This window comes from Herbaspirillum huttiense, from assembly GCF_047300815.1.
GTDB classification, from domain to species: Bacteria; Pseudomonadota; Gammaproteobacteria; order Burkholderiales; family Burkholderiaceae_D; genus Herbaspirillum; species Herbaspirillum huttiense_A.
The window spans coordinates 1,352,388-1,368,023 of record NZ_CP178608.1 but is presented as its reverse complement, the minus strand read 5'-3'; the positions used below and the strand labels follow the sequence as shown (position 1 = coordinate 1,368,023).

General features: G+C 66.2%; 9 protein-coding genes. All 9 read right to left on the bottom strand.

The features are described 5' to 3' along the window. Positions 1-21: 21 nt before the first annotated feature. The 9 genes from ACLRDN_RS06280 to bcsQ are packed head-to-tail and all read right to left on the bottom strand — an operon-like array spanning position 22 to position 15,248. The gene (locus tag ACLRDN_RS06280; protein WP_413459436.1) at positions 22-1,185 is read right to left on the bottom strand and encodes an alginate O-acetyltransferase AlgX-related protein; all 1,164 of its coding nucleotides are present in this window, start codon (positions 1,183-1,185) and stop codon (positions 22-24) included. Positions 1,186-1,192: 7 nt separating this feature from the next. Further along, positions 1,193-2,623: an MBOAT family O-acyltransferase gene (locus ACLRDN_RS06275; protein ID WP_413459435.1), complete on the bottom strand. Its 1,431-nt coding sequence runs from the start codon at positions 2,621-2,623 to the stop codon at positions 1,193-1,195. Positions 2,624-2,669: 46 nt separating this feature from the next. Further along, positions 2,670-3,338: an alginate O-acetyltransferase AlgF gene (locus tag ACLRDN_RS06270; protein ID WP_413459434.1), complete on the bottom strand. Its 669-nt coding sequence runs from the start codon at positions 3,336-3,338 to the stop codon at positions 2,670-2,672. Then, positions 3,335-4,006: an SGNH/GDSL hydrolase family protein gene (locus ACLRDN_RS06265; RefSeq protein ID WP_413459433.1), complete on the bottom strand. Its 672-nt coding sequence runs from the start codon at positions 4,004-4,006 to the stop codon at positions 3,335-3,337. Before ACLRDN_RS06265 ends, ACLRDN_RS06270 begins: the two co-directional genes overlap by 4 nt. Before the next feature lie 33 nt (positions 4,007-4,039). After that, on the bottom strand, positions 4,040-8,077 hold the full coding sequence (locus ACLRDN_RS06260) for a cellulose synthase subunit BcsC-related outer membrane protein (RefSeq protein WP_413459432.1): 4,038 nt from the start codon (positions 8,075-8,077) through the stop codon (positions 4,040-4,042). After that, positions 8,053-9,270 (bottom strand): cellulose synthase complex periplasmic endoglucanase BcsZ, encoded by a 1,218-nt coding sequence (bcsZ, locus tag ACLRDN_RS06255; RefSeq protein ID WP_413459431.1) that lies wholly within the window; start codon positions 9,268-9,270, stop codon positions 8,053-8,055. The genes ACLRDN_RS06260 and bcsZ overlap by 25 nt, the downstream gene beginning before the upstream one ends. Next, positions 9,263-11,572: a cellulose biosynthesis cyclic di-GMP-binding regulatory protein BcsB gene (gene bcsB, locus ACLRDN_RS06250; RefSeq protein ID WP_413459430.1), complete on the bottom strand. Its 2,310-nt coding sequence runs from the start codon at positions 11,570-11,572 to the stop codon at positions 9,263-9,265. The genes bcsZ and bcsB overlap by 8 nt, the downstream gene beginning before the upstream one ends. Beyond that, entirely contained in the window at positions 11,572-13,851 is a 2,280-nt protein-coding gene (gene bcsA / locus ACLRDN_RS06245) for a UDP-forming cellulose synthase catalytic subunit (protein ID WP_413459429.1), read from the bottom strand. Before bcsA ends, bcsB begins: the two co-directional genes overlap by 1 nt. A 50-nt stretch (positions 13,852-13,901) precedes the next feature. Further along, on the bottom strand, positions 13,902-15,248 hold the full coding sequence (gene bcsQ / locus ACLRDN_RS06240) for a cellulose biosynthesis protein BcsQ (RefSeq protein WP_413459428.1): 1,347 nt from the start codon (positions 15,246-15,248) through the stop codon (positions 13,902-13,904). Between the last annotated feature and the right edge of the window lie 388 nt (positions 15,249-15,636).

The following is a 15,636-nucleotide window of genomic DNA, read 5'->3' as shown; positions in this document are numbered from 1 at the left end:
TAACGTCAGCTTAATGATGGATTACCGGGCCAGTGGGATCGCTTCGTAGGGTGTCTGCAGGTCACGCTCGGGGATTTCCCAGACCACCAGCTTGGGCGGCGTCTGCGTGAAGGCGGGATTGGTGAAGTAATCGCGGGCGCTGCCGGAGAACTTGCCGCCATCCTTGGCGAAGCTGCCGATCTTTGCACCCAGCGCCTTCTGCAGGAAGCCGACGAAGTTGGAATTGCGCGAGAACGAGGTTCCGATCAGGGCCACGTTGGGCAACTGGCTGTCGCCCAGCAGGTCATCGAGATCATCGCCCTCCTTGGCGGCGGTGCCCTGCCCTGCTGCAGCTGCTTCGGTAAAGACGGTGGCGGCTACGCTTTCCGGCGTGGGTTGCCAGCGCAGCGGCAGCCAGTCCAGCCCGGCCAGGTGTACCAGGTCGCCGGGACGCTGCGCCAGCTTGCCCGGCTGGGCGGTAAAGGCCTGCTGCGGCGTGGCCTGCACGCCGGTGGCCGTGATGCGTGCGGCAATGGCCTGGGCGGCGGCGTTCGCGCCGGTCTCGTTCCAGTGGGTATCGGTGTGCAGGTAGGCTGAAGCGCCGAGTGGCGCCAGCGTGGGGGCGAGGTCGATGGCGGCCACGCCGTCCTGGTTCAGTTGGCTCACCCATTGTGCTGCGCGCGCATTCAATTCGGCCGGACGCGTCAGGCCACACAAGGCGCTGGCCGCGATGCGGCTCTTGTCCGGCACCACCGCCACCAGCAGCCCGATGCCGCGTTGGGCCAGCGCCTGCCGGATCGCCAGCACCGCGGCACGCTTGGCCTGCGCGTTGGCTTGGGCGTGGCGATTGACCTGCAACTCTTCGGCCAGGAACAGCCAGCCGGGGCAGCCGGTGCGCACGCGCGGGCCGGTATCGCCCAGCAGCAGCCAGCTGCCGGCGCGTTCCAGTTTGGCGGCCTGGTCCGGCAGCCAGGCGTTGGACAACTGCTTGGCCAGTTGATGCGTCAGTTCGCCATGCAAGGCGTCGTCGCGCGTCCAGCTGGCGGGCAGCCAGTCGATCTTGCCGGCGTACACCAGCCAGCCGCAGGAAATCAAACCGGCAGTCAGGACAGCGGCCAGCGCGCTACCGGCCCAACGGCTGGCGCGGCGCGCCATGGCGCTGGGCTCAGGGGGAGTATGTGCAGCGAGAACGGGAGGCGTGCTCATCGTCGGCTCAGAACTGGAAGTAAAGGAAGGGCACGGTCTCGCGGCTGGCGATCAGTGCAAAGGAAAGCAGGAAGGCGGCAATCGGCCAGGCGCGCACGAACCAGAGATAGGCCGTGCGTTGGCCGCAGCGCGCCTCCAGCGCCGCCTGCCACAGCGGCGCGACGATCCAGAACAGGCCCAGCAGGACCGCCAGTGCCTGCACCGGCCGCAGCATCACGGCCAGCGCGTCGCTCAGGCCCGTGCCATGCAAGCCGAACTGCCCCGCATACATCGTGGCAGCGGTGGCGAAATCCGGCGCGCGGAACAGGGTCCAGGCCAGGCAGACGAACAGCAGCGTCAGACCATGCGCCAGCCAGGACGGAATGGAGGGCAGCGAAGAGCGCGACCACGCGCGATCGATGCACAGCGCCACGCCATGGGCCGACCCCCACAGCAAATAATTCCAGCTGTCGCCGCCATGCCAGAGACCGGCGATGGCCATGGTCAGGAACAGGTTGCGATAAGTCTTCCAGACCCCGTGACGATTGCCGCCCAAGCCGATGTAGAGATAATCGCGCAGCCAGCTGGAGAGCGAGATGTGCCAGCGCCGCCAGAAATCCTGGATGCTGCCGGCCAGATAGGGATGGTTGAAGTTCTCGGGGAAGTGAAAACCCAGCATCAAACCCAGGCCGATGGCCATGGCGCTGTAGCCGGAGAAATCGAAGAAGAGCTGCATCGAATACGCCAGGCATCCGATCCAGGCATCGACCAGGGTCGGATGCTCCAGGTGGAAGGCTGCATCCACCAAGGGAGACAGCGTATCGGCCACCAGCACCTTCATGGCCATGCCGACCATGAAGCGGCGTGCGCCCAGCGAGAAATTTTCCCAATTGAACCAGCGCTCGCGCAACTCGCGCTGCACCCAGTCATAACGGATGATGGGGCCGGCAATCGAGTGGCCGAACATGGAGATGTAGGTGGCGTAATTGACGAAGCTGCGCTCCACCGCCACCGTGCGGCGATGCACGTCCACCAGGTAGGAAATGGCCTGCAGCACGATGAAGGACAGGCCCGCCGGCAGCGCCACCTTCTGCCACGCCAGCGGCATGGCGCCATAGTGCTGCATGATTTCGCTCACGGTGGCGGCGACGATGTTGGCGTACTTGTACCAGACCAGCACCGCCGTGTTGAACACCACCAGCGCGATCAGCAGCGCGGGACGGCGCAGGCTGCCCTGCCCTTCTTCCCGCGCACGGGCGCGGTCCACCAGCAGGCCGCCGACCCAGGCTACGATGGTCAGCACCACATGCAGCGAGAGGAACAGGGGACTCAGCCACCCATAGAACAGCCAGCTGCCCGCCAGCAGCACGCCATTGCGTGCGCGCTGCGGCGCCAGGGCATAGACCAGCAGGAACAGCGGCAGGAACAGCGTCAGGAATTCAAGCGAGGCAAAAACCATGGCGTGGTGCAGTCGGCGTCAGGGAGCGTAAGTCAGCGTGAATCGATCAGTTGGCCAGCTTGTCGGTCGCTGCCAGCAAGCGCGGACCGCTGGCCGAGGGCAGCAGCAGGACGCTGTAGCGCTCACCCGCCTTCAGTTCGCCCAGGTCCAGCACCGGGCCGGTATTGGCGCCGCCGCAGACCAGCTGCACCGAAAGCTTGACCGGATTGATGGACCGGCGCTGCAGGCTGCCTTGTGCCACGCCCTTGAACAGGTCGGCATTGCGGCCGGCCGGACGCAGGGCGGCGGCGGCACAGGAAGCGTCCAGATTGAAGAAGGCCAGCGAGGCCTTCAGGCCATTGAAATCATCCGGATTGTCCTGCACCGTGACCTGGCGGATACCCTTGGCGTCCGGCAGCACCACCACCGTGGCGAACTCGCCCGGCTTGGCCTGCACACCCAGTTCAAGGCTCTTGCCGGCCACCGTCAGGGTGCCTTTGATGGTGGACTTGGCCTGCACGGGGAAGAAGGACGAGACCGGCTTGGCCGCCTCCAGCTTCAGCGGCGGCTGGCCCTTCTGGGCCACCACTTGCAGTGCGTCCGGCGTGGCGTTGATGAAGCGGATGAAGGCGGCATCCTCGGCCGGGCCGGTCGGATACAGCGGGATGTCAGCGGCCATCGCTCCCGCGCAGCCCAGCAGGGCGGCGCTTGCGGTCAGTGCGCGCAGCACGCTCATTTCTTGGCTCCCTTGGCGCTCACGGCATCGGCCGGCAGCTTGCCCAGCGCATCGCCGATGGCCGAGCCCCAGGACTTGTAGCCGGCCACCGTGAAGTGCTGGCCATCGGTGGTGATCCACTGGCCCGGCTTGGACATGGCCAGCGAATCGATGTAGGTGCAGGGCGCCACGTTGGCAGCCAGGAACTGCGACATCAGCTGGGTGCGCGCATCGTTCTTCTGGTACATGCCACCAGCCTTGCCCCAGGCCGGGCCGACCCAGGCGCACTTGGCGCCGGTGGCGGCAATGGCCTTGGTCAGGCTGGTCACGCTTTGCCAGGCCCAGGCCTTGGGGAAGGCCGGCTTGTCGTAAGAAGCCATGGTGTCACCGATGACCAGCACCACCAGATCCGGCTTGTCCTTGGCGATCAGTTCGGCGATGGGCGTGGTGCTGGCATCGCGGCCCTTGATCTGGATCTTGCCGTTGTCGATCTGCTCGGCGCCGCAGTCGACCTTCTTGGTGGTCAGCCAGTCGCCGGCGCTGGCGCCGCAGGCGCCGATGGAGTGGACCTTGGCGCCCATCTGGACCAGCTTGGCGTTCAAGGGTTCGGTGAGGTGGTCGGCCAGGCTCATGTGGCTTTCGCCCAGGACCAGGATACTCAGACCAGCGAGAATGGATGCAGCTGCCATGGCAATCTCTCTATCAAAAAATGTTCAATCAAGTCAGTTGGAGTACGGCGAACGATACGGGCTGACCGGCAAGGTCAGGAAACTGCCCTGCATGTTCTCCAGGGTGTAACGCAAGTACATGGCGACGTTGAGTTCGCGGAAGTCGCTCGAATTGTTCAGGCGCAGCGTGCCGCCCACGAACAGGCGCGGCGCGAAGCGGTATTCGCCGCTGCCTTCCAGGCTGTAGCCGATGCCGGTCTTGGTCTGCTGCGCGTAAGTCTTGCCGCTGGCCGCTTGCAGGGCGGCGTCGGTGGGGAAGTAATCGGCCCCGTCCTGGCGGAAATACTGCATGCCCACCGAACCCTTGAGCTGGAAGCTGAAGCGGTCGGTGCGCTTGGCCCAGGTCACCGGCACGCCCAGTCCCAGGTAGGCCTGCGGGCTGAAGTAGCCGCCGTGGCCATAGGTGTAGAAGTTCTGGTTGTTGGCGTAGCTGATGACGGTGGCGGAGACCCCGGCCGTCATCTTCTCGTCGTTGCCGTTGGCCAGGTACTGGTAGGCACCGCCGCCCAGTTCCACCCGCGTGTTGGATTCGACATTGCGGCCCTGCAGGCTGTGCAGGGCGCCATAGGCGTAGACCCCGGTCTGGGCATCATCCGAACTCATCTCGGCACGGCCGCCGTTGGCGGTCACGCCGCCCCAGGAGCGGCCGATGCGCGGATCGGTGCTGCCGGCAAAGGAGGTGATGCTGTCGTTGACCGCACGGCGCGACAGGTTCACGCCGAAGCGATTGGTGCTGCTGCCGCCCACGGGCTGCTCCACGCTCACGCCGCCGACCACGTTGGAATACTTGAAGCCGCTGGGCGTGGTGCCGATGTCGGCCTTGATGCCATCTTCCGGGCGCTCATAGGCCACGGCCATACCGACTCCGCTGACGCTCTGCTTGCCAATGCCGGTGGCACTGGCACCGCCGCCGCCGAAGCGGCTGGCGGCCTCGTCGGTGAGGGTGCCGCCATCGAGCGACACCGGCGTCACGCGCACGGCCACGCGGTCGTTGCCCACGGGCATGTTCACTTCCAGCGGGGCTTCGATGTCGTTGATGCGGCTCAGGCCCGATTCGCTGGCGTTACCGCGCACCACCACGCCTTGCGTGACGTAGGGACTGCGGGATTGCAGGATGTCGTTGAGGGCGCGCTGCGCCGGCGTTAGATTGTCGGCCGGCAGGCCACCCTGCCCTTGCAGCGCCAGCAGCGCGCGCTGGGCGGCGGTCGCCGCGCCCGGCAAGGCCGTGGTCGCGGCCGCAGGTTGCTGCGCATAAGCGCGGGCCGAGCCTGGCTGGGGGGCCTGCACCATCTGCGCCGGGGCCGGGCTGGCATTGCTGAAGACCGGGCCCAGCGCCTGGCCGTAGGCCACCGCCGGGGTGGCCGGTGCAGCCACCGGACGGGCCGCTGCCGGCATCGGCAGCACGTCGGCCGCCGTCGGTGCGGCTGCGGTCATGACGGCCGGACGCAGCAAGGTTTCCGCCGGTGGCGGAATGGCGGCCACGTTCTCGTTGCCCGGCAGGCGGCGCTGGGTGCGGAAGGGATTGATGGCCGGATCGAAACCGTTGCCCTGGGCGGCCAGGCTGCGCTGGCGTGCGCCGTTTTCGATGGCCACCGCCTTGCGCAGCAGGGCCGTGGCTTCGCCCACGCGCCCCAGGGCGCGGTAGAGGCGGGCGGCTTCGGTCAGGGTCGCGGGGTCGCTGCTCTCGAGCTTGCCGAACTGATCCAGCAGTCCCAGGGCGTAACTGTTCTCGCGTGCCTGCATGGCCGTATCGGCCGCGCCCAGCAGCACGTTGACGTCGCGCGGGTTGCGCTGGACCAGCGGCTTGTAGAGCGCCAGGGCGCGCTCATTGTCGCCGGCCGCATTGAACATGCGGGCCAGCGCCGAGAGAGCGCCGACATCGGTGGGCCGCTGCGACAGCGCCGGGGCCAGCGTGTCGTAAGCCGCCGCCAGGTCGCCGCCCTCGCGCAGGCGTTCAGCCTGGCGCACGCGGTAGAGATAGCGCAGGTCGTCGAACTGCTTGCGCGTGGCCACATCCATGTTCTGGTTTTGCAAGGCCGTAAGGACGCTGTAGACCTGCGCATCTTCACCAGCCTTGAGCAGCACCGAGGCGTATTGCAGGCGCGTGGCGGCCGTGGGCGTAGCCGGCGGGGAGACCAGCGGCTGCATCAGCGCCATGGCGCGCGGGGTATCGCCCGCATCCACATAGGCCGAGGCCAGCGTGCCGGTGCGTTCGGCACTGCCGGCTGCTTCACCCTGCACGCGGTCCAGCAGGGCCAGGGCTTCCTGGCGCTGGCCGGTCTTGACCAGTTCAGTCGCATGGCCGACCTGGATGGTCAGCGTGACCTGGCGATACAGATCGGTCATCGCTGCGGTACGACGGGCATCGGGGATGCGGCGCAGGGTATCGAGCGCATCCTGCCACTGCTCCATCTCCGCCGACAGCAAGGCGCTGGCGTAGAGCGCATCGACGTTGTCACGATGTTCGCGGGTGAAGTCGTCGATGGTCACGCGCGCCTGGCGCGACTGGCCGGCCTTGATGTAGAGGCGGGCCAGGTCGAAGGTGGTCCAGACATTGTCGGGATCGTTGCGCACCGCCTCGCGCCGCGCATCCAGCGCGGCATTGAGATCGCCGCGCTGCTCGGCCAGGTTGGCCTGCTGGGTCGCACGCAAGGCGCGCAGGCGGCCCTGGTCGCCAAACTCGGCCTGCTGCTGCGGGGTGAGCTTGTCGAGCAGGCGCAGCGCTTCATCGGCGTGGCCGGTCTGCGAGAGGACGTTGACCAGTCCGCGAATGGCGCCCACCTGCGCAGGCTGCGCCGCCAGCACCTGGCGATAGTGCGCGGTGGCGGCCTCGAACTGGCCGGCCGTGGCTTCGATGTCGGCAATGGCGACCAGGCCGTCGGTGTTCTTCGGATCCAGGCGCAGCGCCTGGGTCAGCGCATCCTGCGCCTGGCGGGTCTGGCCGCGGGCCTGCAGTTCGCGGCCACGCTGGATCAGCAGCCAGTAGCGCACGCTCTCCAGCGCCTTCTTCCAGCCGCTGCCGCCCTTGGCGACGGCACGGGCCAGCAGCGGCTCGGCGTCGGCCAGGCGGTTCTGCTGCTGGCGCACCACGCCCAGGCCACCGAGCGCATCGGTTTCATCGGGATGGCTGGAGAGGCGCTCCTGGAACGCTTTCTCGGCTTCCTGCAGGTCGCCCTTTTCCAAGGCCTGCAGGCCACGCGAGAGCACCGTGGGCTGCTGTGCGGAGGCGACTTGCGAACGGCCCTTGGCCAGCAGGTCGCGGATGTCCTTGTCGTCCGGATGGACCTTGAGGAATTCTTCAAACAGCGGTGCCTGCGCCGGGCTCGGCGGACCCAGCCAGGTCAGGGCCAGGCGCCAGCTTTCATCGGCGTCGCCGGCGATGTCGGTCTGTTTGGTCAGGCGCGAGAGCACGCGGATGCCTTCCACGCGGCTGTCTTCATGGCGCGCCAGCTGCTTGCCGTAGAACAGCGCCAGGATGCTGTCCCCGGGGGTTTCGCGCAGCAGGCGTTCCATGCCCTTGCGCGCTTCCGGCCAGCTGGCATCGTTGAAGGCGAGGTTGTTGTAGTACTCGCGGCCGACCGTGCCCGAGGGCGTGAGGCCATTGAACATCTTGCGGAAGGTATCGGTGGCGCGGTCGCGCTCGCCGGCATCGACCAGGCGGCGCGCTTCGGCCAGCAGGGCCTGGTTTTCCGGACGGGCCAGGGCGATGTCCTGCATCAGCTGAGCGGCTTGCCAGGGTTGCGGCGAGAGCGCCTGCAGACGTTCCAAGTACTGGTTGGCCTGCTGCGGCTTGTTCTGCTTCACGCCAATGAGGCCCATGCCGTACAGGGCATTGACCTGCGCATTGTCCAACTGCAGCACCTTCTGCCAGACCTCGGCGGCGCGCTGGTTGTTGTTGCGCGCCTGCCAGTACTGGCCCTGCTCCACCAGCTGGGACTGCAGGTCCGCAGGCGCGGCCAGGGCCGGTGCGGCCGATGCGCCCAGCAGTGCGCTGAGCACTCCGATGGCTAGCGTGGTACGGCGCGTACGCATGACTTCTCCCAGGACAGATTGAGTGTTCCGTCATCGCGGAACTGATATCGCTGCTCCGCCCATCCGATTCCGAACAGGCCCAGCATGACGTTGTAGTAAAGGATTTCCGGCTGCATCGCAGGCTGCGTCAATCCGCTCTCCAGTTGCTGCGCGGCGCGGGCTTGCCAGAGCGCGGCCAGCTTGGCCTCGCCCTTGGCTTGCAGGTAAGGCAGCATCGCCGCACCAAAACCGAACGGTGCCTGCCCTTCGGCGGCACCGGTGGTGACTTTCACTTTCTCGGGGACGGCACCGGTGGCCAGGATGGCCTGCCGCATTCCGTCCAGCGCCGCCAGCAAGGGGGCGGCGTCGGGGTCGCGCGGCGAGGTCATGCCGGCCCACAGGTAGACGCGGATGGCGTCATAGCTGCCCAGCTCGCCCTTGGCCGGATCGACCATGAACTGCCCGGTCTGCACCGAGCTCATCTTGTAGCCGACCCAATCGGCCACATAGCCCTTGGGACTGGTAGCCTGGATCATGCGCACGGTGTTGCTGGCGACCTGCTGCCAGGGGCCCTTGGGGCGCTCCTTGTGCAAGCGGCGCAGCAGCGGCAGCGGCAGGTAGCTCGGATTGAGCGTCCAGGCCTGGTTGCGCTGGCTGAAGCCCTGCGGTCCCGGCAAGACCATCTTGCCCAGGCCCGGCAGGTCCACCACCAGGCGCGCTTCAATACTTTCGATCAGGCGCAGCGCATCGCTGCGATAGGTCGGGCGCTGCCACAGGCGCGCCGCTTCGAGCAGCGCATAGGCAATCCACAGGTCGGCGTCCGAGGCCGAATTGGCATCCTGCAATTGCCACTTGCCATCGGCGCCCTGCCCCCACAGCCAACCGGGCAGGCGGTTGGCGGCGTCGGCGGCCATCATGTTGTCGCGGGTCCAGCTCCAGATCTGCTCGAAGCGTTGCGCATCGTTGGCAATCAGGGACAGCAGCAGGTTGTAGGACTGGCCTTCGGAGGTCGTGTGATTGGGCAGCAGGCTGGAGTGCAGGACCCGGCCATCGGGCTGCACATGGGCACTGGCCCAGGCTTGCCAGGCAGGCCAGTCAGCGGCTGCACAAGCTGACGGCGCGGCACTGGCGGTGCCAGCGGCGGCGCCCAGCGCGAGTGCGGCCATGGCCTTGAACACGTTGCGTCGCAAGGGTTGGAACGGCAGGTCAGGCATTGAGACGCTTCCTCGCCTTGGCGCGCAGGGTCAGGTAGGCCAGGCCGCCCAGCAGCAGGATGCCGCCGCCGATCAGCACGAACATGGCCAGCACATGGCGCGAGAGCCACCAGCGCAGCATGCGCAGCGGTGACATGCTGCCGGCGAAGTAGCTCTCCTCGGCCAACAGCGGATCAATGACCGTCCCACGCACGGCCACCAGGCTGCCCTGGATGGTCTCGGCTTCGGGGTCCTTGCTGGCCATGGCGGCCAGGATCTGGTCCAGGCCCGTGGCATCGCCACCGGCCAGCACCACCACGCTGCGGCCACTGTCGAGGGGCGACTCGAAACCAGTCAGGTAGGAGGTCGGCTCGCCGCCCGAGAACGCCAGCGACAAGCGCGCACGGCGCTTGGCGGCATCGTCGTCATCGAGCTTCAACCAGCTGCGCACGCGCAGGGTCAGGTCGGCCAGCTCGAAGCGCTGCTTGTCGCCCGTCACGGCGGCCGGCAGGCGATCGGCCCACTGCTTGAGCAGGGGCTGGTTCTGGCCCGAAGCCAGCACCAGCAGGTCGCGCGAGGCGACCTTGTCCACCGTCGCCGCCTGGGTCACTGCCACGCCTGTAGCGGGATAGCCGGTCGCACTGCCGAAGCGGCCCATGAGCGACAGGTAGGCGCCAAGGTCCTCGGCGCTGGCATTGTCGGGCAGCACCACGGCCGACTCCGAAAGATCGGCCATGCGCGTGAAGGGGAACCCGGCATCCTTGAACACGCCCAGGTTGGGCATGGCCATGAAGTGGTCGTAGCCGCGCAGGTCGATGGTGGATTCCGGATCGATGCTGCCGCGCACGTTGTCGATGATGATGTCCTGGCATTCGCCCTGCTTGACGAAGTCATACATGTAGCGCAGTTGCAGGCGCGATTGCGGGCCGGCCAGGTTCAGCGGCAGGCGCACGTTCATCTCGCGGGTCAGCGCCTCATCCTTGATGGCGGCCAGCAGGCTCTTCTCCAGCTTGTCCTGCGGCAGCAGCACCTCGGACTTGATCAGGCCATCATTGAGGCTGACCATGAAGGACGAGTTGGACGACTTGGGCTGCGGCGTATAGCGATACACCAGCTTGAGCTTGGCGCCATCCTGGCGCCAGCTGGAGAGTGCCGGCGGGAAGTTGAGCGGAATGGTGATCTCGCCCGGATTGTAGCCGGACACGTTCAGGCGCTTGGGATCGATCAGTTCGGAAAGCTTCACCGGACGGTCGGTGGGCAGCCAGTTGGGCGCGTCATAGGGCTGGCGCGGGGTCAGCGGCTGCAGCTTGTCGATCACCACCGAGCTGCCCGAGAGGCCCTTGCCGCCCAGGGCCAGGGCAGCAGTGGCCTGCTTGAGTTCGGCCACGTTGCGGCCGGAGACGATGAGCAGCTTGCCGTTGGCATCATTGGGATTGGGCTGCACGGTCAGGGTCGGTCCCTTCGGTGCGGGCACGGCGACGCCGGCTACAGTGGCCGCGGCTTCACCGGCCACCATCACCACCGCATTGCCGCGCGGGGGCAAGGCATTGACCTGCACCGGGAAGCGCGCACCGCGATAGGCGGCCAGCGCACCGAACCAGGACGACAGCGACCCGGCAGCTTCCAGCGTGCCGTTGTCGGGATTGCCGGCAAAGACGAAAGGCAGGCTCAGCATGCGGATGTCACGCCGGTCAAAGAAGGGCAAGGGCATCAGCGCCAGGTCGTCCTTGGGAGGAAGTGCCGTAGTCTCCAGGTCCAGCGTGGAGCCGTTGGCCACGCGCGCCCACAGGCTGGAATGCAAGGGGTCTTCGCATCCCATGGTGTAGTGGCCGATGAACTGCAGGCTCAGGCGGTTGAATTCGGTGATGAGCTTGGCCGGGATCTCGACCTTGGCCGTCTGCATGCTGCCCGAGCTTTCCTTGGGCAACGGGATGCTGCCGGCCACCACGTCGTTGACGATCACGTTGATCTGCGACAGGTCCGGCAGGAGCGCCGGCGAATACGTGTAATACAGCGTCACATGCGCACCGGTGGCCACCAGCGAGACCGGCACGTCGAAGTTGACACTGTCGGTGGCATCCACGCCATGCAGGTTCATCGAGCCGTTGCGGCCCAGTTGCTTGAAGCTGAAGACGTAAGGGTCGCCCGCCACCGGCACCGCTGCGGGCTGTCCCGGCGTGGCTGCGGCAATCGGCGAGGCCGCCTGGGATGCGGCCAGGACCGGCAGCGGCAGGCTGCCTGCGGTCATCGCGGCGGCCAGCATCAGGCACAGGGAACGCTGGCGCAACCGGAGTCGTTGCGCTTGTGAAGCCTTGGATTTCATTATTGTTTTTCCAGAGTGTTGTCGAGAGCAGGCGCAGTGGCTGCCGGGGCTGCGGGAGCAGGCGCGCGCCGCGCGCTGCGCCAGTGGCGCAACTGCAGCAGCGTGGCCTTGCATAATTGCCTCACGCCGTTCATGCCGATGCCGGCCACTTCACGCAAGGCCTTGAGGGGAGTATCGGGACGGCTCTTGCCCCAGTTGTTGGCCCAGATGTCGGCGCGCGAGAAGGTCAGGCGCACCAGTTCGCTTTGCTGGCGCAGCGTCAGTTCGTGGAACTGCGCGCCCACCATGTCGTTGCGGCTGAACACCACGACCGCAGGGAAAACTTTTTCCTGCGCATTGCGGAACAGCGTCACCTCGATGCGGGCATTGCGCGCGATGCTGGCGCCGGCCGGCAGGCGCAGGCCGATGCCCTTCTGCGAGAAGTCCAGCGTCTTGCCCTCGATGATGCTCCCATCGTCGAGCTTGATGCGCACCGGCAGTTCGGCGGCCACGCGCGGCTCGCTGCGCACCTGGCGGGTTTCGGAAGCCACGGCCATGGCGGCGCTGGCGATGATGACGTTGTAGAGCGTCCAGGCCATGTTGATGAGGATGGTGGTGACCGCATTGGGGTCGCCATGGATCAGTTGCCAGATGCCGAAGCCCAGGCCCGCCACGTTGAGCAGCAGCAGCACGATGTAGGGACGCGCCAGCTTCCAGTCGAAGTGGTCATCGGTGATGATGCCGCCCTTGTCGGTGACGTTGAAGCCGCCCAGCTTGGGGTTCACCAGCGCCAGCAGCACCGGCCCCAGGATGTACCAGGCCAGCACGGTCTCGTAGACCTCGTTCCAGAAAGAGTGGCGGAAGCGCCCCTGGATACGTGAGTTGGTCAGGCTGGCGTGCAGCACGTGGGGCAGCACGTAGGCCGTGATCATCAGCGCCGAGGCCTGGAAGATGTGGGCCCCGAAGAACAGGTAAGTCAGCGGCGCGGTCAGGAAGATCAGGCGCGGCAGGCCATAGAAGAAGTGCAGCATGGCATTGAGGTAGCACAGCCGCTGGCCCAGCCGCAGTCCCCTGCCCTTGAGCGGATTGTCGACGCGGAAGATCTGCGCCATGCCGCGTGCCCAGCGCACGCGCTGGCGAATGTGGCGCGCCAGGTTCTCGGTGGCCAGGCCGGCGGCCTGGGGGATGGCGAGATAGGCGGTGTTGTAGCCGGCGCGGTTCATCTTCAGCGCCGTGTGGGCATCTTCGGTCAGGGTCTCCACGGCGATGCCGCCGATCTCCATCAGGGCAGTGCGGCGCATGACGGCACAGGAGCCGCAGAAGAAGGCGGCGTTCCACAGGTCATTGCCATCCTGCACCAGGCCATAGAAAAGCTCGCCCTCGTTGGGCACCGAGCGGAAGGTATTGAGGTTCTTCTCGAAGGGATCGGGCGAGAAGAAGAAGTGCGGTGTCTGCAGCATGGCCAGCTTGGGGTCCTTGTAGAACCAGCCCAGGCAGATCTGCAGGAAGGAACGGGTCGGCACGTGGTCGGCATCGAAGATGGCCACGAATTCGCCATCGGTGACCTTGAGCGCCTCGTTGAGGTTGCCGGCCTTGGCGTGATGGTTGTTGGAACGCACCAGGTAGTTCACGCCGATGTTGTCGCAGAACTCGCGGAATTCCTCGCGCCGGCCATCATCGAGCACGTGCACGCGCAGCTTGTCCTGCGGCCAGTCGATGGCCTGCGCGGCGAAGATGGTCAGCGAGACGATGTCCAGCGATTCATTGTAGGAGGGAATGAAGACATCCACCGTCGGCCACTCGGAAGGCGGCATGGTCAGCATCTGCGGCTTGCGGCGCAGCGGCCAGGCGGTCTGCAGGTAGCCCAGCGTGAGCACCAGCAGCGAATACAGTTCGGCGGCCAGCAGGCCATAGCCAAAGACGATGTCCAGCCAGCTCTCGAAGGCCAGTGTGGAACTGATGCGCCAGTACATGTAGCGCATCGAGACGGTCAGCGAGAGCGTGATGAGCACCAGCACCGGGAAGCGTCCCGACTGCTTGCGCAGCACCAGCGCGGCGGCGAAGCAGCCGATGGCGAAGACGCATTGTGCGGCGAAATCCAGCGGCACCGAAATGATCAGCAGGGCCAGCAGCGTGGCAAACAGCAGGATGGCCCATTGCACCACGCGGCGCGGGCCGCGCGGCAGGCCCTCAAGACGGTTGCCCGCAGCCTGCATCCATTGCTGCAGGCGGTTGGCCGAGGGCCGCGCGGAGGGTTCCTGCCCCGGCGGATGGGGGGACAGCATATCGGGCGATTTCATCTGGGTCGGTTCTTGCGAAGACAATTGCGATGGCGCTTGGGATCCGGTCGTCATGCCCTGCCACCTGCAACACGCGATTTGGCCAGGGCCGCACGCAAGACTTCGGCGACGACCTGCAGTTGCTCATAGGCCGGCGAATCGCCGCCCTTGACCAGGGGATTGAAGCCATAGGCCAGGCCTTCACTGATGGCGTGATCGAGTGCGATCACACCAGCCAGGCGCGGGCCCATCCAGCGCTTGAGCACTTCCAGCATGTCCTGGTTGAAGCTGCGGGTGCCATCGTATTTGTTGACCACATAGCGGCAGTTGTTGCGGCCATGCAGGATCTGGCGCATGTGTTCCAGCGCCAGGAAGGAGCCAGCGTCGGGCGTGACCACGGCCAGTACCTGGTCGGCCGCTTGCAGGGCTTGATCGAGGTAGGGCGTCTGGCCGGCCGGCAGGTCCAGCAGGACCACGTCGCCCGCTTGCAGCTGCATGGCTTGCAGTTGTCGCAGCAGCCATTGGCCATCGCGTACCATCTGCTGCGCCAGTGCCGCTTCCCCGTGATCGGCCACCAGCGCGTGGCTGACTACCTGGGTACCGGCCATGCCCTGGGCCAGGCCATCGCGCCAGGAGCTGGCCACACCCGCCGGCGCCGGTGCGGCAGCAGCTTCGGCATTCACGCCGAGATGGTATTGCAGGGCGTTCTGCGCATCGAGATCGATGGCGAACACGCGGCCATGGCGCGCCAGGCTACAGGCCAGCGCCGAACACAGGGTGGTCTTGCCGACCCCGCCCTTGGGCGAGACCACGGCGATGATCTGCGCCGGTGTCGAGGGCGGCTGCATATCTTCCCCATCACCCGGGCCGTCATTGCTGGCGCCTTGCTGCGCCTGGCGCGCACGAGCGGCCTCGCCCAGCATCGAGCGCAACAGCGAAGGGACGGGAGCATCGGTAGCGGGGGCGGCAATGGCCGGAGCAACTTGCGCAGGCGTGGCAGTGATGCGCGAGGCCGGGGACGGCATGAATTTGGCCACCGGTGCCGCCGGGGGAATCGGAGCAGCGGCAGGCGCCATCGCAGGCGCGGGGGACGCGGCGGCAGCCGTCTCGGAAACGCTCGCCGGTGTCACGGCAGGTTCAGCAACAGGCTCGATGACGGGTTCGATACGTTGCGGGGTGGCAAGCGAACGGCCAGCCAGGAGGGGAACCACTGCACTGGCTGCCACCACCGGCGCCGGCTCAGTGGCGGCGGTTTCAGTCTGCGGCGCGGGTGCCAGGGCGGGTTCCGCCTTGGCCACCACCAAAGGCGCCTTAACCTTGCGGACCGGTTCCTTGTAGTCGATCGTGGCCTCAATTTCGAGGTATCCATCCACCGTGGCCCCGAACTTGCTCAGCAAGTTGGAGATATCGTTTCCCATGCTTGACTCCCTGCCCAGCCTTGCGTGCGGCGGCTTTTGACCTGGCCTGCAAGACTTGCCTGCAACTCTGTTAAAAAGCGGTAAGTTTTCCCATTTGCTGCTATCCCCCAAGCTATTTTCGATATTCCGCTCTATCGGCGGTCCTTTTTCCCTTCTGGATACCCGTTGGCCCCCTTGCCAGCCAGGCGCAAAATATTGTCAATACGACCATATTTCGAGTTGCCATTAAAACAAATAAATCCTGACGGCGCAAGCGAACATGTTGTCAAAAAGGTAAAAATTCGTCAGCCTGCACGGTATTTCTTGTCAGGAACGAATCCAGTGCGAGGCGCGAATCTTACCCGGGCTGACGGGCATTTGTCGCTTTGCAGCGACAATTTGTTCCTGT